Consider the following 24413-nt stretch of genomic DNA (forward strand, 5'->3'; position numbering starts at 1 on the left):
GGTTATGCGGTATTAGCCACCGTTTCCAGTGGTTGTCCCCCTCCATCAGGCAGATTCCCAAGTTGTACTCACCCGTCCGCCGCTCGTCATCTTCTAGCAAGCTAGAAATGTTACCGCTCGACTTGCATGTGTTAAGCCTGCCGCCAGCGTTCAATCTGAGCCATGATCAAACTCTTCAATTAAAAGTGCTTGATGCAAAGTGCTTTATCTCATTACAAAACAAAGCTGCTCAACTTTATGAATTTCTGGTTACTTATATATAAGCAACTTGTCACTCGAAAGCTGAACCTTGTTATAAAAGTAAACTTTCATAACTGCCACCGAAATGGCGTTTGGTTGATGCTTTTCTTGCGCAAGTGCCCACACAGATTACTTGGCTTGATATATTGTTAAAGAACGTTTGCTCGGCTCAGTGGAGCTCGTAGCGAGGGGCGTATTCTACACACCTCATTTTTGCTGTCAATCGCTTTCGAAAAGTTTTTCATTTCTCTGTGCTAGTTGACCTAAAACTGCTCGAAACCTTAGTAGAATACTTCTTCTTTTGGGGTTTTCGTGCTCATCCGTAGACGAGGTGCGTATTTTAGGCTTTTTCTTGGCGGCGTCAACCTCTGATTTGCCTTTTAATAACTGTTTGCGCAGATATTGAACAAAACTGAGTGTTTTCGAGAAATATGCTAAGCTATATCTAAGTAGATGCTCTTTTTTGCCGTGTTCACTCTACTTATTTTACCTTTTTAATCTTTCAAATAACCAAGGAACCCATATGACTCGCCCATCTTCTGGCCTTCATATTATTGTCGCAGCTATTGTAGCTGTAGTTTTTACTATCATTGCTCAGTTGTTTATCACAGCACCTGATAGACTCACCGTTTCATTAATCGCACTTGGAACTTTCCTTGGCGGTGTTGTTACTCCTTATATTAACTTTTACCTTTCTCAACGAAAAACAAAAGTGAAAGCATCTAGGCCTCCAGCTAAAAGAACTAGCAAAGGCACAGACGGACGCACTCTTTACGTTGGAAACTTACCTTTTAAAATAAGTGAGGAAGAAGTTGAGAACCTGTTTGGCCGTTACGGCGAAGTTACTGACGTTCGCCTCGTTAAAGATCGTCGTACCGGACGCAAAAAAGGTTATGGCTTCGTTGAGATGGACGCAACCGGCGCTGATTTAGCTCTCGCTAAACTTAACGATAACGATTTCGAAGGGCGCACTCTTAAAGTTCGCACCGCACACGCGGAGCAAGATGAGAAGTAATTTATCTTCTTTAAGTTTTAGATAGATTAGATAATACAAAAAATAGGCCAGCAATTGCTGGCCTATTTTATTTCTACTGCTCGGTTTTAACTAAGCTAAAGATGAAGCTGAACTTAATATGATATAGTTACCTCATCCGAGCACGTTTCGGTTCCCGCTTCACATACTTTATATGTAAGCGTACCACCGCCCCGTAATCCCGTGTTGTCAGTATAAGAACCTGTGTTGGAAACCATTGCTAATGAAGAGCCATTACGGAAGATTGTTACACTCGATGATTCTGCACCAGACCAGCTTAAATCAACACTAGTACGGCCTCGTGCTTTATATGCATCGGCACTTAAAGTAATAGAAGCAACACCATCATCGCCGCCTCCAGTATCGCCGCCATCATCACCACCGCCTGTATCACCGCCATTTCCGCCAGCACAACCATTAGTAGCTAGATAATCATAAGCATCTTTTGCTTTTACAATGCCGTATCCATAGAGGTCATCACGGCCAGCAGTACCACGATCTTCAGCCGTAGCATTTAGTGCTGCGCGAATCTCATCATTAGTACACTCCGTAAAATAACTCCATACTAAAGCAGCTACACCAGCAACATGAGGAGAAGCCATTGATGTACCGTTGAAGCTGGCCCAATCGCTTGCACCAACACTTACTGATGCAGACGAACCAACACTAGCCAACGCAGTTTGCCCATCAGCTTGGCTAATGCCCAATGCCGGAATGTTTACGCTTACACCACCTAGGGTGCCGCTCAATGCGCCAGCTTCGTTGTTATATATAACAGCACCTACACCGCCGCCGTTCTGACAGGCTAAAACTTTATCTGCGAAACTCACCTGACCACGTTCAACTAAACAAATGTTACCTTGAGCGCCTTGGCAGGTTGAGGTTCCCAAACCACAATCTACTAAACCACCACTTACATCACCATTTGGCGATCCATCCATCGGTAAGCCACTATAGGTTGCTCCACCAGCTGAGAATAACGCCAATGAACCGGTACCCCGAGGTACAGTTGACATTACATCTACACCAGGGCCTGCAATTTCAACACTGCTATTACGCTGAGAAAAAGAAGCATGGTTACCATCACGATCAACCGCGGCTACTGAAACAACTGCGGGGTAAGAAGCAGGGTATGATAATTGTGTATTGCCGCTGTTACCCGCTGCTGCAATGCTCAATACGCCGTTATCGTTTAAACGTTGGAATGCGTTCCGTTCAGTAGTGCTAGAGAAAGTACCACCGAGGCTCATGTTAATTACGTTAGAGCCGTAATTTGCACATTGATCAGCTGCAGCGATCAAGTTAGAAGAATATGCCCAACCACTTTCGGCAAATACTTTAACAACATGAATGTTAAGCTGGCCATTTGGTACTACACCCACTACACCAACACCATTCGCTAGCGCTGCAATTGTTCCCGTTACATGAGTTCCGTGACCATTTTCATCAGTAAACCAGTTACCCGTGCCGCTATCAAAAATCCCGTCAACACCTGTTGTTTGCAAATCAGGATGGCCTAGATCATAACCGGAATCGATAACACATACTTTGCGATTCCCCGCTAACGCTGCGCTAAGTTGATCGGCCTGAACCATGCCAATACCATAAGGTTGGCCTGGTTCGAATTCGCTACTAAACAATTCACGTTTAACATCTTCTTCAATATACAAAACGTTCGGGTTTCTCTCTAAACCTCGAATAGCTTGCGCGGGAACCGTAATAGCGAACGCATTATCATTCGCAAGCTCAACTTCCTTTCGCCCACCTGCACGCTCAACCGCTTGAGCAACTGCAGCTTTAGCACCTGGTTGGAATGCTACAATTACCCGCTGTTCATCATTCGCTGATACTTCAGCAATCAACATTGGCGATGCGAAAACAGAAGCGATAGCCGCTACTAACACACTTTTTTTAAATTTAGTTTTATTGGTCATTAGGGTACGAACCTTATTGTTGTTAATATTTTCCTTCTAGCAACTACACGGCACTCCATGCTGACAATGAGCTATTTGTTTTTGGTGCTCACTTTCTATTGTTAACAATTCGTTACAATTTTGGGAATGGGGGTTTACCCCTATTTTTGTTAAGGCTATGTTTTTATTGGGATCTTAATTTCCATTCGCCTTTTTAAGTTAAATCATCACAACATTACTTCTTACTTTGCGCTAAAATGCACCGCTAAATCAGCATGTAGAATAGATGCTAAATATTTACTAAGTATGTAGGAATTAATGATGGAAAACCCTGGCCAGGAGCCCAATCTTGAGCACCGCTACGAAGCGCAACTAGAAGAAAAACAACAGCGTTTAAATAGCTTACTCGCGCCATTTAATGCCCCAACGGTTACTATCTTTCCATCTGCTCCCGAACATTACCGAATGCGAGCTGAGTTTCGCGTTTGGCATGAGGGTGATGATATTTTTTACATCATGTTTAACTCTGAAACTCGCGAAAAATATCGGGTAGAGCAACTACCGGCGGCGAACCAGCTCATTAACCGATTAATGCCTGCGGTTTTAAATTACGTTCGTGATAAAGAAACGCTGCGCAGGAAGCTTTTTCAGGTTGATTTTTTAACCACTACCACCGGCGAAGCAATTATCTCTATGCTTTACCACAAGCAGCTCGATGAGCAGTGGTTACTTGAAATTAAACAAATGAAAGATGAGTTTGCCAGTTTTGGTAAGGTTGATTTCATCGGCCGTGCGCGGAAGCAAAAAATGCTTGTAGATACCGATAGAGTTATTGAAAGTTTACAGGTACACGGCAGAAACTACCTTTTCGAACAAATCGAGAATAGTTTTACCCAACCCAATGCCCAAGTGAATACTAAAATGATTGAATGGGCTTGCGAAGTTACTGGGCAACAAACCCACGATTTGTTAGAGCTCTATTGCGGCAATGGGAACTTCAGCCTTCCGCTTGCTCAGAATTTTCAGCGTGTTTTAGGTACAGAGATTAGCCGAACTTCTGTAGGTTCAGCACAAACAAATATAGCGTTGAATAATATTGAAAATGCTCGCGTAGAGCGCTTGCCGGCAGAAGAGTGTGCAGCAGCAATGAAAGGTGAGAAGTTACCCACTCGATTGCAAGATATGGATCTGCATACCTACGATTTCAAAACAGTATTAGTAGACCCGCCCCGCGCAGGCCTCGACGACGATACCCTAGCCATGGTGGCTGAGTTTGAAAATATAGTTTATATCAGTTGCAACCCAGATACGCTTGCTGAAAATCTAGTGCAGTTATCGCGTACTCACACTATAACGGCTTCAGCACTATTTGATCAGTTCCCGTTTACTCACCATATTGAAACTGGAGTGTACTTGCAGAAACACATCGATAGCAAAAACACCACCGAATAATATATAGAGCGTTAAATGGCAGTTGTTTGTTTACGAAGTAATCGGTGAAACATACCAGTTGAAAGGGAGCTTTCGGCAGTTTTGCCGAAAGTTTCTATACCGTGGGTTCTTCTATAGCGCCTTCTTCTTGAAGTTGCTCTTCCACTTGTTCGCACGGTTTGCGGTTTCGCGAGCGGCATAAGTGCAAGTTCAAAGTGTGCGCAACAACGATTAAAGCAGCGCCGAGTAAAATAACTAATGGTTCCCAGCTATGGCCGAGAATGTGCTTGTTGAAATACAACACGCCACCCAACACTAAGAAACTCATAGGCCACCAACTCTGGTGATGGCGCATACCCATCACTACCGCAATACCGCCAATAAACAGGCTAATACCAAGAATAATTCTCTCAAATAACTCGAAGCCCAGAAACGAAAGGCCCATCAAAGCCAAGGTTGGTAATATCACAGGCACGATCAAGCAATGCAACGCGCATAACACGGCTACAATAATTCCTGCTTTATCAAGTGGCTTATGATGCATTAAAAACTCCGGAAGCTATTATGCGAAATACGAACCCTATCTTGCATATGCTTTTCAGCGGATACTAAAAGAAGTGATTCTTAATTTTTACGCTCACATTATGACTGTAATAGTATAACAATTCAAGCTCGGCCAACTGGGAAGGTTAAAATATCAGCAATATCGTTCACCCCAAGGCGCAACATTAACAAGCGATCTAGGCCAACCGCCACCCCACTGCAATCCGGCAAGCCATGCTCCAATGCCGCTAAAAACCGTTCATCTATGGGCTGTTTTAATAACCCTAAACGCTCGCGTTCAAGGTTGTCGGCAAGAAAGCGGCCGCGTTGTTGCTGCGCATCGGTTAATTCCCAAAACCCATTAGCGAGCTCTAAACCACGATAAAATAATTCGAACCGGTGCGATACTCGGCTATCTTCCTGAACTATTCTAGCTAATGCAGCTTGGCTTGCCGGAAAGTGGCTCACGAAACATGGCCGAGTTTGGCCAATTTTAGGTTCTATCAACACACTCATTGCAAGCTGCAATATGGTGTCTAGGCTATCCTCATTACTTACCGCATTCGCGTGGCCACTTGCGGCTAAAGCTCCTAATAATTCCGATTTTGCATCACTTTGTAACGGATCGATATTGAGTATCTGCACAAAAGCTTGTTGATAGGTAAGGTATTCAGCCGGCTCACAGCCCAGTATTTCTTGCACCAAGGAAGAAAGCTCGGCCATTAATGCATTATCATCAAAACCCGGGCGGTACCATTCCAACATCGAAAATTCAGGGTTATGCCGACGGCTTATTTCATCATCGCGTACCACTTTGCATATCTGAAAAATCGGCCCACTGCCTGCCGCCAATAAACGTTTCATCGCATATTCGGGTGAAGTTTGTAAATAGAAATTTTCTGGCTCTGGCATACCCGGGCCTTGCAAACGCGTTACTACATTGTGTAAATGCACATCGGTTACACCGGCTCGCGCTAAGATCGGCGTTTCTACTTCCAACACCTGCCTTTTAGCAAAAAACGCGCGGATGCATTGCTGCATTTCCGCGCGCTCTTTCATTGCCTGCCAATTTGCAGTTGGCCGCCATTCAATTCCAGACATTGCTGGTTTATTTCACTCGTGAAACGTATTCGCCAGAGCGAGTATCAACTTTGATTACTTCGCCAATTTGCACAAATAACGGTACACGAACAACAGCGCCCGTTACCAACGTTGCTGGTTTACCGCCGGTTCCGGCAGTATCACCCTTCAAACCTGGATCTGTTTCAGTTATTTCTAACTCTACAAAGTTTGGTGGTGCAACGTTAATAGGCTTGCCGTTCCAAAGTGTAATGGTACAAACATCTTGCTCCACCAACCATTTTTTGTTGTCGCCTACAGCAGAATCATCCGCGGCTAGCTGTTCGAAGGTTTCATTGTTCATGAAATGCCAAAATTCGCCATCGGCATATAAATAAGCAAGTTCAACATCAACAACATCGGCGCTTTCTACGCTATCACCTGATTTAAATGTTTTCTCAACTACCTTTCCAGAAAGTAGCTTACGAATACGAACACGGCTAAATGCCTGGCCTTTACCAGGTTTTACCATTTCGTTTTCTAAAATTACGCACGGCTCGCCATCTTGCATAATTTTAAGCCCTGATTTGAATTCGTTTGTGCTGAAATTGGCCATATGCCCCTCATTTCCTATAAAGCATGTTCAAAACTAGCCTAATAATAAACCAAAGCCGATTTGATTTCAGGTAAAATAACGCCAGTTCATTCGATAACACTATGGTTCTTCGATTTCGTGGAAATACAACTACAAGAAAATTGGCAACGGCAAATAGCCAAAGCAGTTACCTCGCCAACCGAATTGGCCGAGTTATTAAGCCTTCCTCCAAGTTGGATGAAGCAGCATAGTGCTGCTCGCGAACTTTTCCCTATGCGTGTGCCGCGCCATTTTGTAAACCTTATGGAGCCGGGCAACCCGCAAGATCCGCTGTTATTGCAAGTAATGCCGCATGCACAAGAATTCATCGATGTGGCCGGATTCACTACCGATCCATTGGTTGAAAGCGAGGCCACAAGCGCAGCTGGCATGTTGCATAAATATAATTCTCGAGTTCTGCTTATTTTCCGTGGTGGCTGTGCCATTAACTGCCGTTATTGTTTTCGGCGCCATTTCCCCTATCAAGATCATCATTTAAGTCAAGAGAAGTGGGGTGCCATTGAGCACTATATTACTCAGCATCCAGAAGTTAACGAGGTAATACTTAGCGGTGGCGATCCACTTATGGCCAGCGATGCGCAAATTATTAAAGCTGCGAAGCGCTTAGCGAAGCTACCGCAAATAAAACGTTTACGTATTCATTCGCGCTTACCAATAGTAATTCCTGATAGGCTCACCCCAGAGCTCGCCAAACAACTAAAAGCTACCGGGTTGCAGATCGTTTTGGTGCTTCACGCTAATCACCCACAAGAAATATCGGCTCTATTGAAACGCAAAATTTCGTTGTGGCACCAATTAGGCATCACGCTTTTAAACCAAAGTGTATTGCTAGCGGGTGTAAACGATAACGCCGATACCTTAGCAGATCTCAGCGAAGCACTATTTAGTGCCAGTATTCTGCCTTATTACTTGCATCAACTTGATAAGGTAGCCGGAGCCGCGCACTTTGAGGTTTCTGATGAAACAGCCTTTGCCATTCGAGCCCAGCTATTGAAAACACTACCCGGCTTCTTAGTGCCTAAACTGGTGCGAGAAGTTGGCGGCGAAGCCAGTAAAACTCCACTTTAATTATCACTTTGAAATGTTCAACTTGAATAACCAATGAAAAAGCCAGCAGTTTTAACTGCTGGCCTTCAAAAGTAGTTTACGTTATTTACTCTTCGTTTTGTTCAAAGGTGTTACGAAACCAGCGATCTAACATCGCACTTTCATATTCAATTAGATTACTTCCGCGGCGGCGCTCTGCGGTTGATAAACCTTGGCCTGGAACTTGATTACCGCGAATCCGCTCTTTTTCAGCCTGAAGTACCACGTGGCCATCAGCATCATAAAGCGTATAACTAAGCTCCATGTAAGGATAATCCATGTTTTCAATAATCCGATACTCTTGCATAGTGCCACCCACATCTCGTAACACTACAGAGCCCGCCAAATCTACATCAGTAACCGTTATATGTAGGCGTTGATCTTCGGGCAATTTGCTTGCCAGTTCAGAAAACTTCGCATCAAATGCTTCCATAATACGCTTCTGATACCGCTCTTGATTACCTTCTCCTGAGCGGATGTCTTTGTAACTACCTGGCTCGTGCCAAGTAACTTCCACTTCTGCAGCTATTGCATGAAGAGGCAGCATAAGGCCCGCTGCCATTGCTATTGATACTAAACGCAACATAAGCCCTCCTAGTTGCTATTGAACCTGCTATAGGTATAGGTGATCTGAGGTTAAACCACAAGCCCATAAATGCTTAATAACTGTAAATAAATCAAAAAGAAAACGGCGCCAACAATAAGAATAGAATTATGCTTTCAGCAACCACAGGAAGGCAATAAGTGGCAACGACACCTAACATTACTTTTCCTCACTTTCATCATGAAAATAAATATCATTAAAAATCAAATTCTTACGCTATTTTTATGGGAAAAATCACGAAACTGACTTTTTAGAGCAATCTTTAATTGTAGAAATTTCGTTAACAACATTGAGTAGTAAAGGAACCTTCCCATATTTAGGGTTGGTAATTTATAGATGAGGAATTCAACATGAAAAAATTTATATACATGGGGCTCACAGTATTTGCCCTATCAGGCTGCTTGAGTAGCAGTGACAGCCCTGAAGTGGGAACACCAAACCCACCCACTCCACCAACCTTCACGGTATCGCACACATTCGATGTTAGTTTATCGGGCGACCAAGAGGTTCCTCAGGTGGATACTTCTGCATCTGCTACTGGTTCAGTTGAGCTCGACGATAATTTAATGCAGTTTCGCGCCTCAATCGATTTATCAGATATAGAGAATATCGAAGGGGTTCACATTCACGATGGTAGTATCGGGTTTAACGGCCCAGTTGCTTTCGGTTTCGAGCAAAGTGGCGATGGCATTTATGAAATAGCTGAAACTGATATATCTGAATCGCTTATGAGCGATTTGTTAAGCGGCGGTTGGTATATAAATGTACACACTACCGATTTTCCAGATGGTGAAATACGCGGGCAAATCGTAAATGATGACACGACGATCATCACCTTTGCATTATCCGGAAATCAGGAAGTCCCTGCAGTTTCCACAAGTGCAAGTGGTGTAGGCTATCTAGCTGTCGATCAAGGTGATTTTGAAGTAATGCTTACGGTGCGTACTGAAGGTGTAGATGATGCTGATATGGCACATATTCATACCGGTCGCGTAGGCAATAATGGTGGTGTGCTTGTGGCACTCGATCAAGATCAGGATGAATCAGGAGTTTGGGTGGTTCCTAACGGCACTCTAATCGACGAATCCATCTTGGCTGTACTGCTGAGTGGTGGTCATTATGTGAATGTTCACACACCGGCGCATCCGAATGGCGAATTACGCGGTCAAATATTAACCGATAATTTCGTGCTCGCCACTTTCCCACTAACGGGTTCACAAGAAGTACCTGCTGTAAGCACAGACGCATCGGGTGATGGTTATGCATTAGTGGATACTTCAGATTTTAGCCTAGAATTAGTTGCCGTTACTCAAGGTGCTGATGTTGCAACTATGGCGCACATTCATACTGGTAGAGTTGGAACCAACGGTGGTGTACTTGTTGCTCTAGTAGAATCTGGAGAAATCGGCACTTGGGTAACACCAGAGAACACACAAATTGATGAAGAGATTTTCGCTGTACTCGCTTCAGGCGGTCATTATGTGAACGTGCATACGCCAGCTAATCCTAATGGTGAATTACGCGGTCAGATTTTAACCGATAATTTTGTGCTCGCCACGTTCCCATTATCAGGCTCACAGGAAGTACCCGCTGTAAGCACGAGCGCATCAGGTGATGGTTATGCGTTAGTTAATACGTCAGATTACAGCCTCGAATTGGTTGCCGTTACTCAGGGTGTTGATTTCGCAACTATGGCTCACATTCATACAGGCCGAGTTGGAACTAACGGCGGTGTGCTAGTGGCTTTGGAGCAATCCACCGAAAGTATGGGCACTTGGATGACACCAGCGAACACGCAAATTGATGAAGATATTTTTGCAGTTCTCGCCTCAGGTGGTCACTATGTGAATGTACATACGCCAGCGAATCCCGATGGTGAATTACGCGGCCAAATCTTGACAGATAACTTTGCATTTTTCGCATTCCCGTTATCCGGTGATCAAGAAGTTCCTGCTGTAACTACAAATGCAAGTGGTAGCGGTTATGCTTTGGTGTCTAAGACAGATTTTGCATTAGAGCTTCGCGTGTTAACGCAGGGTGTTGAAGATGCAACAGCGGCTCATATCCATACTGGCATTGCAGGAGAAAATGGGCCTGTACTAGTTGCACTTGAACAAGATAACGAGAACATGAATCGTTGGATGGCGTCTGAAGGGTTAGTTTTAACTCAAGACATTTTCAATATTCTAGCTAGCGGTGGGCACTATGTGAATGTACATACTCCGGCCTTCCCCAACGGTGAAATTCGCGGTCAAATTGAATAAACAAATTGCATCGTTAAATTAAGTTCACTAAGTAAAAAGGGCAGTGCTAATGCACTGCCCTTTTTTATGTTACTTTTTCTATTAATGTAAGCGGTTGCTTTAAATGATTCCTTACGGAGTCATTTAATTACATCATGCCGCCCATGCCCATATCACCGCCAGGCATTGCTGGTGCTTCATCCTTTGGGATTTCTGCAACCATAGCTTCAGTAGTAATCATTAACGATGCAATTGAAGATGCGAACTGCAATGCTGAACGAGTTACTTTGGTTGGGTCAAGAATACCCATTTCCAACATATCGCCGTAAGTATCGTTACCAGCGTTATAACCGAAGTTACCTTCACCGGCTTTCACTTTGTTCGCAACTACAGAACCTTCAGCGCCAGCGTTTTCCGCGATTTGGCGTAATGGTGATTCCATCGCACGCAGAGCTAGTTTAATACCTACGTTTTGATCTTCGTTATCGCCACGTAAATCACCAAGCTTGCTTGCAGCGCGAACCAATGCCACACCACCACCAGGTACAACGCCTTCTTCAACTGCTGCGCGCGTTGCATTTAATGCATCTTCAACGCGAGCCTTCTTCTCTTTCATTTCTACTTCGGTGGCTGCACCAACCTTAATTACGGCAACACCACCGGCAAGCTTCGCTAAACGCTCTTGCAGCTTTTCTTTATCGTAATCAGAAGAAGTTTCTTCGATCTGTTGGCGAATTTGCGATACGCGGCCTTCTATAGCAGCTTCATCGCCAGCACCATCAACCACAGTAGTGTTATCTTTATTGATAACTACACGCTTCGCGCTACCTAGCTGATCAACGGTGGCTTTTTCAAGCTCCATACCGATTTCTTCAGAAATTACAGTAGCACCTGTTAATGCAGCGATATCTTGCAACATCGCTTTGCGGCGGTCGCCGAAGCCTGGGGCTTTTACTGCAGCAACTTTTACGATACCGCGCATGTTGTTCACTACTAAAGTAGCTAATGCTTCGCCTTCAACATCTTCAGCGATCATCAACAATGGTTTACCTGATTTCGCAGTGCCTTCAAGAATTGGCAGTAACTCACGAATGTTGCTAATTTTCTTATCAACAACAAGGATCAGCGGATTATCAAGCTCAACCGTGCCCGTTTCTTGATTGTTAATGAAGTATGGAGAAAGGTAGCCACGATCAAACTGCATACCTTCAACAACATCAAGCTCATCTTCTAGGCCTTGGCCTTCTTCAACTGTGATAACACCTTCGTTACCCACTTTATCCATGGCCTTGGCAATAATTTCACCAATTGTGCTATCTGAGTTCGCTGAAATCGTACCTACTTGAGCAATAGCTTTGTTATCAGCACAAGGTTGTGAAATATTCTTCAATTCAGCAACCGCAGCAATTACCGCTTTATCGATGCCGCGTTTTAGGTCCATTGGGTTCATACCCGCTGCAACCGCTTTTAAACCTTCAGAAATAATTGATTGTGCTAACACAGTTGCTGTAGTTGTACCATCACCCGCTTCATCGTTAGCGCGTGAGGCAACTTCTTTCACCATTTGCGCGCCCATATTTTCGAACTTATCTTCAAGCTCGATTTCTTTGGCTACGCTTACACCATCTTTAGTAATAGTTGGTGAACCGTATGATTTATCAAGCACTACGTTACGGCCTTTAGGGCCTAAAGTAACTTTTACCGCATCGGCTAAAACATTAACGCCCTTTAGCATTTTCTGACGTGCGCTGTTACCAAATTTAACTTCTTTAGCTGCCATCTTTTCTATTCCTTATCTTGAAAATTCAGTGAGATCTGAAAAACTCTGGAGATTAAGCTCCTGAAGATCACTCAACAATTGCGAGGATATCTGATTCACTCATGATCAAATATTCTTCGCCGTCGATTTTTTCGGCCTTTACGCCATAGCTCTCACTGAACAACACCAAATCACCTACTTGCACATCAAGTGCTTTCACTTCACCGCTGTCGAGAACACGACCATTACCCACGGCAACAACTTTACCGCGAGTAGATTTTTCTGCCGCTGAACCAGTTAATACGATCCCGCCTGGTGATTTGCTCTCTGCTTCTGCTCGCTTCACAATCACGCGATCATGTAATGGACGAAGTTTCATTCTTTTGATACTCCCATATCAGTGTTAATAATTAACGAAAGGCCAAGTGGCCGGTGTTAAATCTTCATTGCAGTACAAATGGGGGCGCTGAAAGTGTTTCCAAGCCCCCCGATAAAAAAAATTTAATCTTTTTTGTAGTTTTCATCCGCTTCGTTCTGTAAACGGCGGCGCTCTTCATCGATGCTATCGCTCGCATCAAACGAATCGGCTTCAAACGTACGGCCACTTTCATCGTTTTGCTTTTCAAATGGATTCTGCCCCGGGCGCTGAAAACCACTGCGGCTCTGGAAGCCTTTATTCTGAAAGCCAAAGGTTTGAAAACCACCGGTATTCACTTGCACTTGCATTCGCGCCATAATTTTTTGTGCCAACGGCCGGCGAATGAAAGGCATTAATAATAGAATCGCGAACACATCAGTGATCAAACCTGGGGTAACAAACATTAAACCCGATACAAAAATAAGAATACCTTCAGCCAGCTGCAAGCCCGGCATTTCGCCAACTGCCATACGCTGCTGCGCTTGTTGCCAAGCTTGCATACCCTGGTTGCGTACTAAAGCTGCACCAATCACAGCGGTAACTACGAGTATAAGGATGGTATTTAAACCACCTATGATCGAGCCCACTTGAATTAACACGAAAATTTCAAGCAGTGGCATAACAATAAATAATAAAAAAATAACTGGAAACATAGCTTGCCCACCTTGGTTATGCACTATATGTGGGGTGGTAACCTCGTAATTTCAAGAGCAGCGCTAAAATCGAGAGTGTTACTGTGATTTAACAGCATAGCCCAAACCCGAGATCCATTTAGCCCCAGCATCAATCGACATGAGTATAAGAAAGAGCTAATATGTTCGCTCAATTTATCCGCAATGTAGTTATCGGTAATTATGAAAACACTTTTCGCCGCATCAGGCTTAGCAAATAGGTTTGCAAGATTCACCAAGCGCTCTGAACGCCGCGTTCACACAAATGTATTTTTTAGCCTTCTAGTTATTCTTTTATTTGCGGCACCGCTTACAACTACCGCGCACGCTCAGCAATCATTCTTTGGCAGCAACACCGGCGAATTCTTACCTGTGCAAGAAGCCTTTGTTCTCGATTATCAACAGCAAGGCGATACTCTTTATATTAATTTTCGTATCACAGAAGGCTATTACCTTTATCAACATCGCTTCGGCTTAGTACCTGAGAACTTAGTAGGCAATCTCGAGCTTCCTGAAGCCATGCCCTACAACGACGAATTTTTCGGTGATGTAAATATTTACCGCGATTATGTAACTCTCACCGTTGATTTAGCCGCTGCCAACGTGGGTGATGTGCTCACCGTTCGATACCAAGGCTGTGCTGATGCTGGCTTGTGTTATGCGCCGGCTACAGCGGAAATCTATTTGCAAGCAACATCCGGTGATACCGAATCAGGTGGTTATCAATTAGCCGATTTCTCTGATGCCAACAGCGAGCCCTCCGGCGTTTTCCAGTTTTTGCAACCCGATAGGCTCGCCCTCACTGCCGGCGTATTTTTACTGCTAGGCCTTGGGTTGGCGTTTACGCCTTGCGTTTTTCCCATGTATCCCATTATTTCCGGCATTATCATGGGGCAAAAACGGCCCTTAACAATGCGCCGTGGTTTTATGCTTTCGTTTGTCTATGTGCAAGGCATGGCAATTACCTACACTATTTTGGGCATAGTGGTGGCGCTAGCTGGTATGCAGTATCAAGCTTACCTACAGCACCCTGTGTTGCTCGGAGTGTTAGCTGCACTGTTTGTGATATTCGCCTTAGCCATGTTTGGCACGATCGGCTTTGATTTACCCGCTAGTTGGCGCAATAAATTAAGTTCGTTGAGCCAGAATCAAAAAGGCGGAGCTTACCCGAGTGTGTTTTTAATGGGCGTGATTTCCGGCATGATCGCTTCGCCCTGCACAACTGCACCTTTATCTGGAGCGCTGCTATTTATTGCGCAATCAGGGAACGTATTAGTGGGTGGCGTTGTGCTTTATGCACTCAGTTTAGGGATGGGTATTCCACTCCTAGCCATTGGTGCCTCAGGCGGCAAACTCTTACCTAAGAGTGGCCCTTGGATGAACAGCGTGAAAGTTATGTTTGGTGTGCTTATGCTGGCCGTTGCGCTGTTCTTAGTTGAACGTCTACTACCGCTAACCGTTGCAGCATGGCTATGGATTTTCTTTTTCGTGGTTTCGGCAATTATCCTATACCGCGAATTCTATCAACAATTTGCTACTACAGGCCGTACGTTAAGCGCTATTGTGCTTATCATTCTTGCTGGTGTTGGCGTGAATTGGCAAAAACCCTACGTAGATGGCAGCTTTGCCGCAAGCAAACTGCAATTTGAATACGTTCGTGATTTGAGCGAATTAGAGCAACGCATAGCCGAAGCACAAAGCAGCGGCCAATGGGTGATGCTCGATTTATACGCCGATTGGTGTACCGCCTGCCTTGAGCTAGAGCGATACACCTTCAGCGACCCTGAAGTACAAAGCACGCTAGAAAACTTCATAGTGCTGCAAGCTGATGTAACCTCGGTGAACGCAACGAATACCGAGTTGCTCAGTAACTACCAAGTACTTGGTTTACCCACCATTCTGTTCTTCAATCAAGCAGGTGAAGAGCTCAGCGAACTCCGCGTTACCGGTTTTATGAATGCCGAAGCCTTTCAAGAAAGGCTAGAGCAAATTCAGCAGCGTTAGAATTGAAATACTCGGCTCAAATCTAGTTGAGTTGCCGCGAATTTCGCTGATAAGACCAGTATTTTGCTGCTAAAATTGAAATTAACCTTATAATGACCCGAACTCTTGTAAAAGTTTCGGGTCATTTTGTATATGATGTCGTTTCTTTAAATTTCGCAGCAGATAGCAGCATAATGACCAATAAAACCCAAATTTTAGTAATTAATGGCCCAAACCTAAATTTGCTCGGCAGCCGTGAGCCCGACGTTTATGGTGCCGTTACCTTAGCCGACATCGATCAGAGCCTGCACGAGAGCGCAGAAAAACTGGGCTGTAAACTACGCAGCGTACAAAGCAATGCAGAACATGAATTAATTGATGTTGTGCACCAAGCACGCGGAAACGTTGATTTCATTATTATCAACCCAGCAGCGTTTACCCATACCAGTGTGGCGCTTCGCGATGCATTACTTGGGGTAGAAATTCCCTTTATTGAAGTGCACTTATCAAATGTGCACGCGCGCGAAGCATTTCGCCGCCATTCATATTTTTCAGATTGCGCCAAGGGCGTGATTTGCGGGCTAGGAGCCCAAGGTTACCAATTCGCTTTAACAGCTGCCGTAAAATGGCTTGCTGATAACAAATAAACATTTAATTCGCATTTACAGTGAAAGGTTAATAACACAATGGATATTCGTAAAATTAAAAAGTTAATCGAACTTCTTGAAGAATCTGGCATTTCTGAGCTAGAGATCACCGAAGGTGAAGAATCAGTTCGCATTAGCCGCCATTCAACTGCACCACAACCGCAAATGATGCATTACCCTGTGCAGGCGCCAATGCAAGCGCCTATGCAACAAGCTCCAATGCAAGTTTCTGGCCAATCTCCTGGGCAAGCCCCACAACAAGGCCAAGCTAGCGCACCAGAAGCAGCAGCCGAAGAAGTAAGTGGCACTATCGTTCGCTCTCCAATGGTAGGCACTTATTATGAATCACCAGCTCCAGGCTCTAAATCATTCATCGCCGTAGGCCAGCGGGTAAATGTTGGCGATACTTTATGTATCGTTGAAGCGATGAAAATGATGAACCATATCGAAGCAGAAGTATCGGGTGTTGTGAAACAAATTCTGGTGGAAAACGAAGCCCCGGTTGAATTTGATCAGCCATTATTCGTTATTGAATAAATCACCAGATAAGGCAAACGTTATGCTAGATAAAGTTGTAATAGCCAACCGTGGTGAAATTGCATTGCGAATTCTGCGCGCTTGTAAAGAGCTCGGAATCAAAACGGTAGCAGTTCATTCCACGATTGATAAAAATTTAAAGCACGTTCTTTTAGCCGATGAATCCATTTGTATTGGCCCTGCCTCTGCAACGGAAAGCTATTTGAATGTTCCTCGTATCATTAGCGCTGCGGAAGTAACAGATGCCGCAGCCATTCACCCAGGCTATGGTTTTTTAGCCGAGAATGCGGATTTTGCCGAGCAAGTAGAAAATTCTGGCTTTATCTTCATTGGCCCAACACCAGATGTTATTCGCATCATGGGTGATAAAGTGGCAGCTATCGAAGCTATGAAACAAGCGGGCGTTCCGTGCGTTCCTGGCTCTGGTGGCCCACTTGATGACGATGATGAGAAAAACAAAAGAGTAGCGAAACGTATTGGCTATCCGGTAATTATCAAAGCCTCGGGCGGCGGTGGTGGCCGTGGTATGCGTGTGGTTCGTGAAGAAAAAGATTTATTAAAATCAATTCAAGCCACGCAAAGTGAAGCGCGATCGGCATTCGGTAACCCTGTGGTTTACATGGAGAAATTCCTAGAAAACCCACGGCACATCGAAATTCAAGTGCTCGCGGATGGCCAAGGTAATGCCATTCACCTGGGTGAGCGCGATTGTTCAATGCAGCGCCGCCACCAAAAAGTAGTGGAAGAAGCGCCAGCGCCAGGTATTACACCGGAAATGCGCAAAAGCATCGGAGAACGTTGTGCTCGGGCCTGTGTTGAAATTGGTTACCGTGGCGCCGGAACTTTCGAATTCTTGTATGAAAACGGCGAATTCTATTTCATCGAAATGAATACCCGTATTCAGGTAGAGCACCCTGTTACTGAAATGGTAACCGGTATCGATTTAGTGAAAGAGCAACTGCGCATCGCCGCAGGCCGGCCACTATCGATCAGCCAAGAAGATGTTATTGTTCGTGGCCATGCTATCGAATGCCGAATTAATGCCGAAGATCCGAAGAGCTTTATTCCTTCGCCTGGCTTAATTACCCGATTCCACTCGCCAGGCGGTATGGGCGTTCGTTGGGATTCACACATTTATGCTGATTATCGTGTGCCGCCTAACTACGATTCAATGATTGGTAAGCTAATTACCTACGGTGAAAATCGTGAAGTTGCCATAGCGCGTATGCGCAATGCTTTAAGCGAACTAATTATTGAGGGTATTAAAACTAATACTCCGCTACAGAAAGATATTATGGCAGATGAAAACTTCCAGAATGGCGGTACCAACATTCATTACCTAGAGAAAAAGCTAGGAATGAGTTAAGCCCTCTGTGCTAAACTGGCGATATAATAAAAAGCTCAGGCCAACAGCCTGGGCTTTTTTCATGCTTTTCTAACATTATTTCATACTGAGTATGAATGCCAGATCAGCGCTGAACGCGAACAATTGTAGGATATCGGTATGCCTTGGATTCAACTAACACTTACCACAAAAGAAAGTTATGGCCGTCAGCTTGGCGATATTTTAATGGCCAATAAAGCGCAAGCGGTTACCTACCGTGATGCCAAAGATGCGCCAATTTTTGAGCCTGCCCCGGGCGAAGTACCACTTTGGGAACTAACCCAAGTAACTGGTTTATATCCTGCCGAAACCGATATGCGCGCGGTGATCAATAATCTCAGCAAAGTGGGCTTTCTGGCGAAGCCATTGCGCTATAAAACCGACCAATTGGAAGATAAAGATTGGGAACGAGAATGGATGGATAACTTCAAGCCCATCGATTTTGGTAATGGTTTATGGGTTGTGCCTTCTTGGCATCAACCACCCGTAGCAGATGCTGCAAATATTCTACTCGATCCTGGTATGGCATTTGGTACCGGCACACACCCTACTACTTCTTTATGTTTGCAGTGGATAGCTGAGCAAGATCTTGAGGCTAAAAGCACGGTAGATTTTGGCTGCGGCTCGGGCATTCTCGGCATAGCTGCTTTAAAACGCGGCGCGGCAAGTTGTATGGGCACCGATATCGACCAACAGGCACTCAAAGCCACCCGTGAAAACGCAGAGCTTAACGGTGTTGCCGATAAATTCTCGGTGTATTTACCGGAGGATGCACCACAAGAACAAGTTGATGTGGTGATAGCCAATATTCTTGCAGGCCCACTTCGCGAGCTTGCACCTAATTTATTAGCCTATTTGAAGCCCGGGGGCATGATTGCGATGTCGGGTATTTTAAAGCGTCAAGCCGAGGATGTAATGGCGGCTTATCGCCCTATTATTGATTTTGGACCAGTGCGTGAACATGACGATTGGTGCTTTTTACACGGCACAAAAGTAAATTCATAAACATATGCATAACATTTAACCGCAAACTGCATTTTGGTGGCGGTAAAGTCAAGAGCAAAAAATGCAATTTTCTGCTGTTTTGTTCACTTTATCGCCTTTCCTTTTTGCACTAAATTCCCTAAAATTCATCCCCCTTTCGCTGAACAGAAAATAACCGATGCGGATAGGCTCATATCAGCTTTCGAACAACGTACTACTTGCACCGATGGCAGGGATAACCGATTTGCCCTTCCGTCGCTTGTGCGTGGAACTTGGTGCAGGTATGGCAGTTTCGGAAATGCTTTCAAGTAATCCGAGAGTGTGGGATACAGCGAAATCGAAAGCCCGTATGGTGCATTCCGATGAACCTGGCATTCGCTCAGTGCAAATTGCTGGCTCAGATCCGGAAATGATGGCCTTGGCAGCTCAGCACAATGTTGCTGAAGGTGCCCAGATCATTGATATCAACATGGGATGTCCGGCGAAGAAGGTAAATAAAAAATTAGCGGGTTCGGCCTTATTGCAAGATCCTGAACTCGTTGAGCGAATTCTGCTCAGTGTTGTAAACGCAGTTGATGTGCCAGTAACACTGAAAATAAGAACTGGGTGGGCCCCCGAACATCGCAATGGTGTAACTATTGCGAAAATAGCAGAACAAGCAGGAATTCAAGCGTTAGCGGTGCATGGGCGAACGCGCGCTTGTATGTATAAAGGTTTTGCGGAGTACGACACCATTGCCGCAATTAAAGCCGCGATTAATATTCCGGTGATTGCTAATGGTGATATTACTTCTCCCCAGAAAGCACGGGAAGTACTCGATTACACCGCAGCTGATGCCGTGATGGTTGGCCGTGGCGCTCAAGGAAATCCTTGGATTTTCCGCGAGATAGTTCACTACCTTCGCAGCGGGGAGATGCTTGCACCTCCTAGCGGCACGGAAATAGCCCACGTAATGAATAGGCATATTCGCCAGCTACATGAACTGCACGGTGAGCATCGTGGTATGCGCATCGCTCGCAAGCATATTGGCTGGTACATGCAGGGTAATTTGCAACAAGCTCCTGGCTCGGCACAATTTCGGCGTGATTTTAATTTGCTGGAATCGGCGGAAGCACAGCTTGCTGCACTTGAGCATTATTTTGTTAACTTTAACGAGAGATAAGAGCGCTATTATGTTTGACCAAAACGGAAATCGTGATGCAGTAACCACGCCTTTGACTACCATTGGCCAAAATTCTAACCCGAAGCCATTACGGAACTCGGTAAAGCAGGCGCTAAATAACTTCTTAAAGCAGTTAGATGGCCAAGATCCAGATGATTTGTATGAATTAGTATTAGCTGAAGTTGAAGCGCCATTATTAGAAGAAGTAATGACCTACACTCGAGGTAATCAAACTCGCGCAGCAACGATGCTAGGTATTAACCGCGGCACCCTGCGTAAGAAACTAAAAAAATACGGTATGAACTAAGCTCGTTATCTAGCGAGGTTAATAAGCTGAGTTGGGAATAACTTCCTTCAGCACTTCATACAAAAGCCAACGCTCTGCAAACCTCAGGCGTTGGCTTTTTTTATGCTACTGCTAAATCATAATGAGCACCTTCAGCAATAGCCTTTGCGCAACACACTGCGGTCAGGTAAAGTGCGGGAAACCACACAAGCAAGCCGGAGCCCGTAACCATGAAAACAATTATTGCCTTTATTCTTGGCGCACTTATTGCCGCAGGTATCACTTTTATTCTGCTACAGAGCAACAACGAGCTCCCTATCTCTAATCCGCAACAAGCTAACATGCAGCAATCCACCAATACTGAATCACTCATTAATGCAATTCGCACCCAAAACCCGCAGTTTCAGAATGCACCAGTTCGCGTATTCCGCGAACTCAATGAATATGGCTTTCCTGGCTTTTATGAAATTACTATTGGCGGCCAAGGTATGGTAGTGAACAGCACCGGTGAATATGCCGTGGTAGGAGATCTATTCAAACTGGATGGGGTAGATAATTTATCGGCCAGTTACCGCAATGCGCTGCTAGCTGAATCGGCAGCCTCGGAAGTAGCCAATATCAGTTCAGAGCTCACTATTGAATTCCCAGCCAATGCAAATGTTCCGGAGCTTGGCACTTTATATATTTTTACCGACCCAACTTGCCCTTACTGCCAACGCCTGCACAACGAGCGCGATACCTATGCAGCAGCAGGAGTAAGTATTCACTACATTCCTTATCCGCGCTCCGGCTTGAATGGCGAGCGTGATTACCAGCAGCTAGTGCAAATTATGTGTGCTGAGAATCAAGCGCAAGCCATGAGTGATTTTAAAGATGGTAACGCTGAAGGCCGACATACCATAACGGGCGATGATACACCGTGCCGTGAGCTTGTTCGCCAAGGCTTCGAAATGGGGCAACGCATTGGCATTTCTGGCACTCCATTTATTATCAAATCTTCTGGTGGTGTTATTCCCGGTTACAGCCCTGCGCAAGCTATCATTAATCAAATGCGTGGTAATCAGTAATCTAATTCGCACATTTTAAACTAAATATTTTATCTACCACCGCAGCGGGTAGCAGTTCGCTTCTGCCCGCTTTTACCGTATAATCTGCAACCGCACCCTAATCATTCGCGCCAATGCTTTTTGGCTCTTATGATTATCCTCTCTAGCTAGCAAAAAACGAGAACTGACCATGAGCCAGATCCGCCCTATCCAACGTGCGTTACTAAGTGTTTCTGATAAAACCGGTATTGTTGAATTCGCCAGTGCTTTGCATGCGCGCGGCGTTGAAATTCTTTCAACCGGAGGCACCGCCAAACTACTTGAAGAAGCAGGTATTCCAGTAATTGAAGTAGCCAACTACACCGGCCAAGCAGAAATTATGGATGGCCGCGTAAAAACGCTACACCCAAAAATTCACGGTGGCATTTTGGCTCGGCGTGACGTGGATCAAGCCGTTATGGCTGAACAAGGTATTGGCACTATCGATTTAGTGGCAGTAAATTTATATCCGTTCGCCGAAACGGTTAAAAAGCCAGGCTGTAGCTTCGCCGATGCAGTAGAGAATATCGATATTGGCGGCCCAACCATGGTGCGCGCAGCAGCTAAAAATCACAACGATGTGACCATTATTGTGAACGCCAACGATTATGATCGTGTACTAGGTGAGCTTGCTGAATTTTCTGGTGTTACTGATGCTACCCGCTTCGATCTTGCTGTAGCCGCGTTTGAACACACAGCCGCATACGATGGCATGATCGCCAACTACTTCGGGCAACGATTGCAAAGCCATTCCGAGCCAGAGCGCTTCCCGCGCACATTGAACTTCCAGTTAGAGAAGAAACAAGATCTTCGTTACGGCGAAAATAGCCATCAAAATGCAGCCTTTTATGTAGATCCAAGCCATCACGAAGCCTCGGTGGCTTCTTCAACGCAGTTGCAGGGCAAAGAACTCTCGTTCAACAATATTGCAGATACCGATGCTGCCCTTGAGTGTGTGAAATCATTCACTTCACCAGCTTGTGTGATTGTGAAGCATGCAAACCCATGTGGTGTCGCCGTGGGTAGCAATATTCTGGAAGCTTACGAACGCGCATTTAAAACCGATCCAACATCAGCCTTTGGTGGCATTATTGCTTTCAATGAGCCGCTCGATGAACAAACCGCTCACCTCATTATTAACCGCCAATTCGTGGAAGTAATCATTGCACCGGGCGCCAGTAAAAAGGCACAAACCATTGTTGCTGCGAAAAAGAACGTGCGCTTACTTATCACCGAACCTTTCGGTGATCGCAAAGCTCAGCTCGATTTCAAACGAGTGCAAGGTGGTTTGCTAGTACAGGATATTGATCACGCTGTAGTGCCGGAATCTGATTTGCAGATCGTAACGAACGCAAAACCAAGTGACAGCCAATTGAATGATTTGTTGTTTGCTTGGAAAGTAGTGCGTTATGTGAAATCGAATGCCATTGTATACGCCAAAGATGGCATGACCATTGGCGTAGGTGCTGGCCAAATGAGCCGGGTATACAGTGCCAAGGTTGCGGTATTAAAAGCTGCGGATGAAGGTTTGGAAATTGCGGGCTCAGTAATGGCTTCCGATGCCTTTTTCCCGTTCCGCGATTCTATCGATGCCGCGGCCGAAGCGGGTGTAAAAGCAATCATTCAGCCGGGTGGCTCAATTCGCGATAACGAAATCATAGAGGCTGCAAATGAGCACGGGATTGCTATGGTGCTCACCGGAATGCGCCATTTCCGCCATTAATGCGTAAATAATCAATGATTGAGGGGCAATAAATATTGCCCCTCTGCATTTCGGCTACTAGGATTAGCAAACACTCACAGAGGATTTTCTTATGAAACGTTCTATTCTTTGCAGCAGTACCCTATTACTTAGTTTCGCACTGGTTGCTTGCCAGCCTTCGGCTCAGCAAAGCGCGGCGGTAGCAGACGCACCACAAGCTACGCCAGCTCCGAATCTTACCAGTATGTTACATAATCCCTCGCGTACGGCAGCGAATACTGCTCGTGATCAATACCGGAACCCAGTAGAGACATTAGAATTCTTTGGCGTTGAACCACACATGACAGTGGTAGAGATTTGGCCAGGCGGTGGCTGGTATAGCGAGATTTTAGCGCCTTATTTACACGCAAACGGCCAATACTATGCAGCTCATTTCCCACAATCGGAAACGCGCCAAGGCTATGTAAATTCGCGCAACCGTTTTGCTGAGCGCGTAGGTTCTGATGCTCTGTTCGCTAACACCATTATTACTGAATTTGCGCCGTTAGAGCAGAGCGCGATTGCACCTGCAGGCACTGCCGATGTAGTGCTTACCTTCCGTAACGTGCATAACTGGTACATGGGTGATGGCGAAACAGCCTTAGCTGGAGCTTTTGAAACGTTTTTCGCAGCATTGAAGCCAGGCGGAGTGTTAGGTGTTGTTGATCACCGTTTACCAGAAAACCGCCCAGATGAAGCCATGCGTTCATCTGGCTACGTGAAGCAAAGCTTAATAATTAAATATGCTGAGCAAGCAGGCTTTGTATTAGCGGGTAGCAGTGATGTAAATGCTAACCCGCAAGATACAGCCGATCACCCACGTGGGGTATGGACACTGCCACCGAGCTTGCGCTTAGGTGATGAGAACCGTGCCCACTATGAAGCTATTGGCGAGAGCGATCGCTTCACATTAAAATTTGTTAAACCTGTAACGAGTGAATGAGTGAAA

At 45.2% G+C, this 24413-nt stretch carries 22 protein-coding genes and 1 rRNA gene; 14 read left to right on the forward strand and 9 right to left on the reverse strand.

The features are described 5' to 3' along the window. Window positions 1–182, reverse strand: a 16S ribosomal RNA gene (locus tag A28LD_RS04600); the annotation flags it as partial. A gap of 581 nt (window positions 183–763) precedes the next feature. On the opposite strand from A28LD_RS04600, the gene A28LD_RS04605 reads away from it, so the two are divergent. Continuing rightward, a complete protein-coding gene (locus A28LD_RS04605) occupies window positions 764–1255 on the forward strand; it encodes an RNA recognition motif domain-containing protein (RefSeq protein ID WP_007419900.1) in 492 nt (163 codons plus the stop codon). Window positions 1256–1368: 113 nt separating this feature from the next. Here A28LD_RS04605 and A28LD_RS04610 read toward each other — a convergent pair whose 3' ends face one another. Next, window positions 1369–3207, reverse strand: coding sequence for a S8 family serine peptidase (locus tag A28LD_RS04610; protein ID WP_007419901.1), 1839 nt, complete (start codon window positions 3205–3207; stop codon window positions 1369–1371). 300 nt (window positions 3208–3507) lie between these two features. Between A28LD_RS04610 and trmA the strand changes: the two genes are divergently transcribed. Further along, window positions 3508–4638, forward strand: a complete 1131-nt coding sequence (trmA, locus tag A28LD_RS04615) for a tRNA (uridine(54)-C5)-methyltransferase TrmA (protein WP_007419902.1) — start codon at window positions 3508–3510, stop codon at window positions 4636–4638. A gap of 94 nt (window positions 4639–4732) precedes the next feature. Here the strand turns inward: trmA and A28LD_RS04620 are convergent, their stop codons facing one another. From A28LD_RS04620 to efp, 3 genes are all read right to left on the reverse strand, one after another. Then, the gene (locus tag A28LD_RS04620) at window positions 4733–5161 is read right to left on the reverse strand and encodes a MerC domain-containing protein (protein WP_007419903.1); all 429 of its coding nucleotides are present in this window, start codon (window positions 5159–5161) and stop codon (window positions 4733–4735) included. A gap of 122 nt (window positions 5162–5283) precedes the next feature. After that, window positions 5284–6261 (reverse strand): elongation factor P--(R)-beta-lysine ligase, encoded by a 978-nt coding sequence (gene epmA / locus A28LD_RS04625; protein ID WP_007419904.1) that lies wholly within the window; start codon window positions 6259–6261, stop codon window positions 5284–5286. Between the two features lie 7 nt (window positions 6262–6268). Beyond that, on the reverse strand, window positions 6269–6835 hold the full coding sequence (efp, locus tag A28LD_RS04630; protein WP_007419905.1) for an elongation factor P: 567 nt from the start codon (window positions 6833–6835) through the stop codon (window positions 6269–6271). A gap of 117 nt (window positions 6836–6952) precedes the next feature. Here efp and epmB point away from each other — a divergent pair, with 117 nt between their 5' ends. After that, window positions 6953–7942 (forward strand): EF-P beta-lysylation protein EpmB, encoded by a 990-nt coding sequence (gene epmB, locus A28LD_RS04635; protein WP_007419906.1) that lies wholly within the window; start codon window positions 6953–6955, stop codon window positions 7940–7942. 85 nt (window positions 7943–8027) lie between these two features. Here the strand turns inward: epmB and A28LD_RS04640 are convergent, their stop codons facing one another. Continuing rightward, the gene (locus A28LD_RS04640) at window positions 8028–8546 is read right to left on the reverse strand and encodes a DUF3016 domain-containing protein (protein ID WP_007419907.1); all 519 of its coding nucleotides are present in this window, start codon (window positions 8544–8546) and stop codon (window positions 8028–8030) included. Between the two features lie 368 nt (window positions 8547–8914). Here A28LD_RS04640 and A28LD_RS04645 point away from each other — a divergent pair, with 368 nt between their 5' ends. Then, window positions 8915–10828 carry a CHRD domain-containing protein gene (locus A28LD_RS04645; RefSeq protein ID WP_007419908.1) on the forward strand — a complete coding sequence of 638 codons (1914 nt, stop codon included), beginning with the start codon at window positions 8915–8917 and terminating at the stop codon, window positions 10826–10828. Window positions 10829–10955: 127 nt separating this feature from the next. Here the strand turns inward: A28LD_RS04645 and groL are convergent, their stop codons facing one another. From groL to A28LD_RS04660, 3 genes are all read right to left on the reverse strand, one after another. Beyond that, a complete protein-coding gene (groL, locus tag A28LD_RS04650; RefSeq protein ID WP_007419909.1) occupies window positions 10956–12587 on the reverse strand; it encodes a chaperonin GroEL in 1632 nt (543 codons plus the stop codon). 67 nt (window positions 12588–12654) lie between these two features. Further along, window positions 12655–12945 (reverse strand): co-chaperone GroES, encoded by a 291-nt coding sequence (locus A28LD_RS04655; protein WP_007419910.1) that lies wholly within the window; start codon window positions 12943–12945, stop codon window positions 12655–12657. Between the two features lie 122 nt (window positions 12946–13067). Further along, on the reverse strand, window positions 13068–13637 hold the full coding sequence (locus A28LD_RS04660; RefSeq protein WP_007419911.1) for an FxsA family protein: 570 nt from the start codon (window positions 13635–13637) through the stop codon (window positions 13068–13070). Window positions 13638–13838: 201 nt separating this feature from the next. On the opposite strand from A28LD_RS04660, the gene A28LD_RS04665 reads away from it, so the two are divergent. The 10 genes from A28LD_RS04665 (at window position 13839) to A28LD_RS04710 (ending at window position 24407) form a co-directional block, all read left to right on the forward strand. Continuing rightward, entirely contained in the window at window positions 13839–15659 is a 1821-nt protein-coding gene (locus tag A28LD_RS04665; protein ID WP_007419912.1) for a protein-disulfide reductase DsbD, read from the forward strand. Window positions 15660–15832: 173 nt separating this feature from the next. Next, complete coding sequence (aroQ, locus tag A28LD_RS04670; protein WP_007419913.1) at window positions 15833–16285, forward strand: type II 3-dehydroquinate dehydratase; 453 nt, start codon at window positions 15833–15835, stop codon at window positions 16283–16285. A gap of 39 nt (window positions 16286–16324) precedes the next feature. Beyond that, the gene (gene accB, locus A28LD_RS04675) at window positions 16325–16822 is read left to right on the forward strand and encodes an acetyl-CoA carboxylase biotin carboxyl carrier protein (RefSeq protein ID WP_007419914.1); all 498 of its coding nucleotides are present in this window, start codon (window positions 16325–16327) and stop codon (window positions 16820–16822) included. 22 nt (window positions 16823–16844) lie between these two features. After that, a complete protein-coding gene (accC, locus tag A28LD_RS04680; RefSeq protein ID WP_007419915.1) occupies window positions 16845–18188 on the forward strand; it encodes an acetyl-CoA carboxylase biotin carboxylase subunit in 1344 nt (447 codons plus the stop codon). Window positions 18189–18326: 138 nt separating this feature from the next. After that, on the forward strand, window positions 18327–19211 hold the full coding sequence (gene prmA / locus A28LD_RS04685; protein ID WP_007419916.1) for a 50S ribosomal protein L11 methyltransferase: 885 nt from the start codon (window positions 18327–18329) through the stop codon (window positions 19209–19211). A gap of 157 nt (window positions 19212–19368) precedes the next feature. Continuing rightward, a complete protein-coding gene (gene dusB, locus A28LD_RS04690) occupies window positions 19369–20352 on the forward strand; it encodes a tRNA dihydrouridine synthase DusB (RefSeq protein WP_040487037.1) in 984 nt (327 codons plus the stop codon). A 10-nt stretch (window positions 20353–20362) separates the two neighbouring features. Next, window positions 20363–20659 carry a DNA-binding transcriptional regulator Fis gene (gene fis / locus A28LD_RS04695; protein WP_007419918.1) on the forward strand — a complete coding sequence of 99 codons (297 nt, stop codon included), beginning with the start codon at window positions 20363–20365 and terminating at the stop codon, window positions 20657–20659. A gap of 209 nt (window positions 20660–20868) precedes the next feature. After that, a complete protein-coding gene (locus tag A28LD_RS04700) occupies window positions 20869–21705 on the forward strand; it encodes a DsbC family protein (RefSeq protein WP_007419919.1) in 837 nt (278 codons plus the stop codon). A 169-nt stretch (window positions 21706–21874) separates the two neighbouring features. Next, window positions 21875–23446 (forward strand): bifunctional phosphoribosylaminoimidazolecarboxamide formyltransferase/IMP cyclohydrolase, encoded by a 1572-nt coding sequence (gene purH / locus A28LD_RS04705; RefSeq protein ID WP_007419920.1) that lies wholly within the window; start codon window positions 21875–21877, stop codon window positions 23444–23446. A gap of 91 nt (window positions 23447–23537) precedes the next feature. Continuing rightward, on the forward strand, window positions 23538–24407 hold the full coding sequence (locus A28LD_RS04710) for a class I SAM-dependent methyltransferase (protein WP_007419921.1): 870 nt from the start codon (window positions 23538–23540) through the stop codon (window positions 24405–24407). Window positions 24408–24413 lie beyond the last annotated feature (6 nt).

Source organism: Idiomarina sp. A28L (genome assembly GCF_000218785.1).
Classification (GTDB): domain Bacteria; phylum Pseudomonadota; class Gammaproteobacteria; order Enterobacterales; family Alteromonadaceae; genus Aliidiomarina.

Excerpts from the sequence above, each read along its gene's own strand:
- A28LD_RS04605 (WP_007419900.1), top strand. The coding sequence starts at position 764 with ATGACTCGCCCATCTTCTGGCCTTCATATTATTGTCGCAGCTATTGTA.
- A28LD_RS04610 (WP_007419901.1), bottom strand. The coding sequence starts at position 3,207 with ATGACCAATAAAACTAAATTTAAAAAAAGTGTGTTAGTAGCGGCTATC.
- trmA (WP_007419902.1), top strand. The coding sequence starts at position 3,508 with ATGGAAAACCCTGGCCAGGAGCCCAATCTTGAGCACCGCTACGAAGCG.
- A28LD_RS04620 (WP_007419903.1), bottom strand. The coding sequence starts at position 5,161 with ATGCATCATAAGCCACTTGATAAAGCAGGAATTATTGTAGCCGTGTTA.
- epmA (WP_007419904.1), bottom strand. The coding sequence starts at position 6,261 with ATGTCTGGAATTGAATGGCGGCCAACTGCAAATTGGCAGGCAATGAAA.
- efp (WP_007419905.1), bottom strand. The coding sequence starts at position 6,835 with ATGGCCAATTTCAGCACAAACGAATTCAAATCAGGGCTTAAAATTATG.
- A28LD_RS04640 (WP_007419907.1), bottom strand. The coding sequence starts at position 8,546 with ATGTTGCGTTTAGTATCAATAGCAATGGCAGCGGGCCTTATGCTGCCT.
- A28LD_RS04645 (WP_007419908.1), top strand. The coding sequence starts at position 8,915 with ATGAAAAAATTTATATACATGGGGCTCACAGTATTTGCCCTATCAGGC.
- groL (WP_007419909.1), bottom strand. The coding sequence starts at position 12,587 with ATGGCAGCTAAAGAAGTTAAATTTGGTAACAGCGCACGTCAGAAAATG.
- A28LD_RS04655 (WP_007419910.1), bottom strand. The coding sequence starts at position 12,945 with ATGAAACTTCGTCCATTACATGATCGCGTGATTGTGAAGCGAGCAGAA.
- A28LD_RS04660 (WP_007419911.1), bottom strand. The coding sequence starts at position 13,637 with ATGTTTCCAGTTATTTTTTTATTATTTATTGTTATGCCACTGCTTGAA.
- A28LD_RS04665 (WP_007419912.1), top strand. The coding sequence starts at position 13,839 with ATGAAAACACTTTTCGCCGCATCAGGCTTAGCAAATAGGTTTGCAAGA.
- aroQ (WP_007419913.1), top strand. The coding sequence starts at position 15,833 with ATGACCAATAAAACCCAAATTTTAGTAATTAATGGCCCAAACCTAAAT.
- accB (WP_007419914.1), top strand. The coding sequence starts at position 16,325 with ATGGATATTCGTAAAATTAAAAAGTTAATCGAACTTCTTGAAGAATCT.
- accC (WP_007419915.1), top strand. The coding sequence starts at position 16,845 with ATGCTAGATAAAGTTGTAATAGCCAACCGTGGTGAAATTGCATTGCGA.
- prmA (WP_007419916.1), top strand. The coding sequence starts at position 18,327 with ATGCCTTGGATTCAACTAACACTTACCACAAAAGAAAGTTATGGCCGT.
- dusB (WP_040487037.1), top strand. The coding sequence starts at position 19,369 with ATGCGGATAGGCTCATATCAGCTTTCGAACAACGTACTACTTGCACCG.
- fis (WP_007419918.1), top strand. The coding sequence starts at position 20,363 with ATGTTTGACCAAAACGGAAATCGTGATGCAGTAACCACGCCTTTGACT.
- A28LD_RS04700 (WP_007419919.1), top strand. The coding sequence starts at position 20,869 with ATGAAAACAATTATTGCCTTTATTCTTGGCGCACTTATTGCCGCAGGT.
- purH (WP_007419920.1), top strand. The coding sequence starts at position 21,875 with ATGAGCCAGATCCGCCCTATCCAACGTGCGTTACTAAGTGTTTCTGAT.
- A28LD_RS04710 (WP_007419921.1), top strand. The coding sequence starts at position 23,538 with ATGAAACGTTCTATTCTTTGCAGCAGTACCCTATTACTTAGTTTCGCA.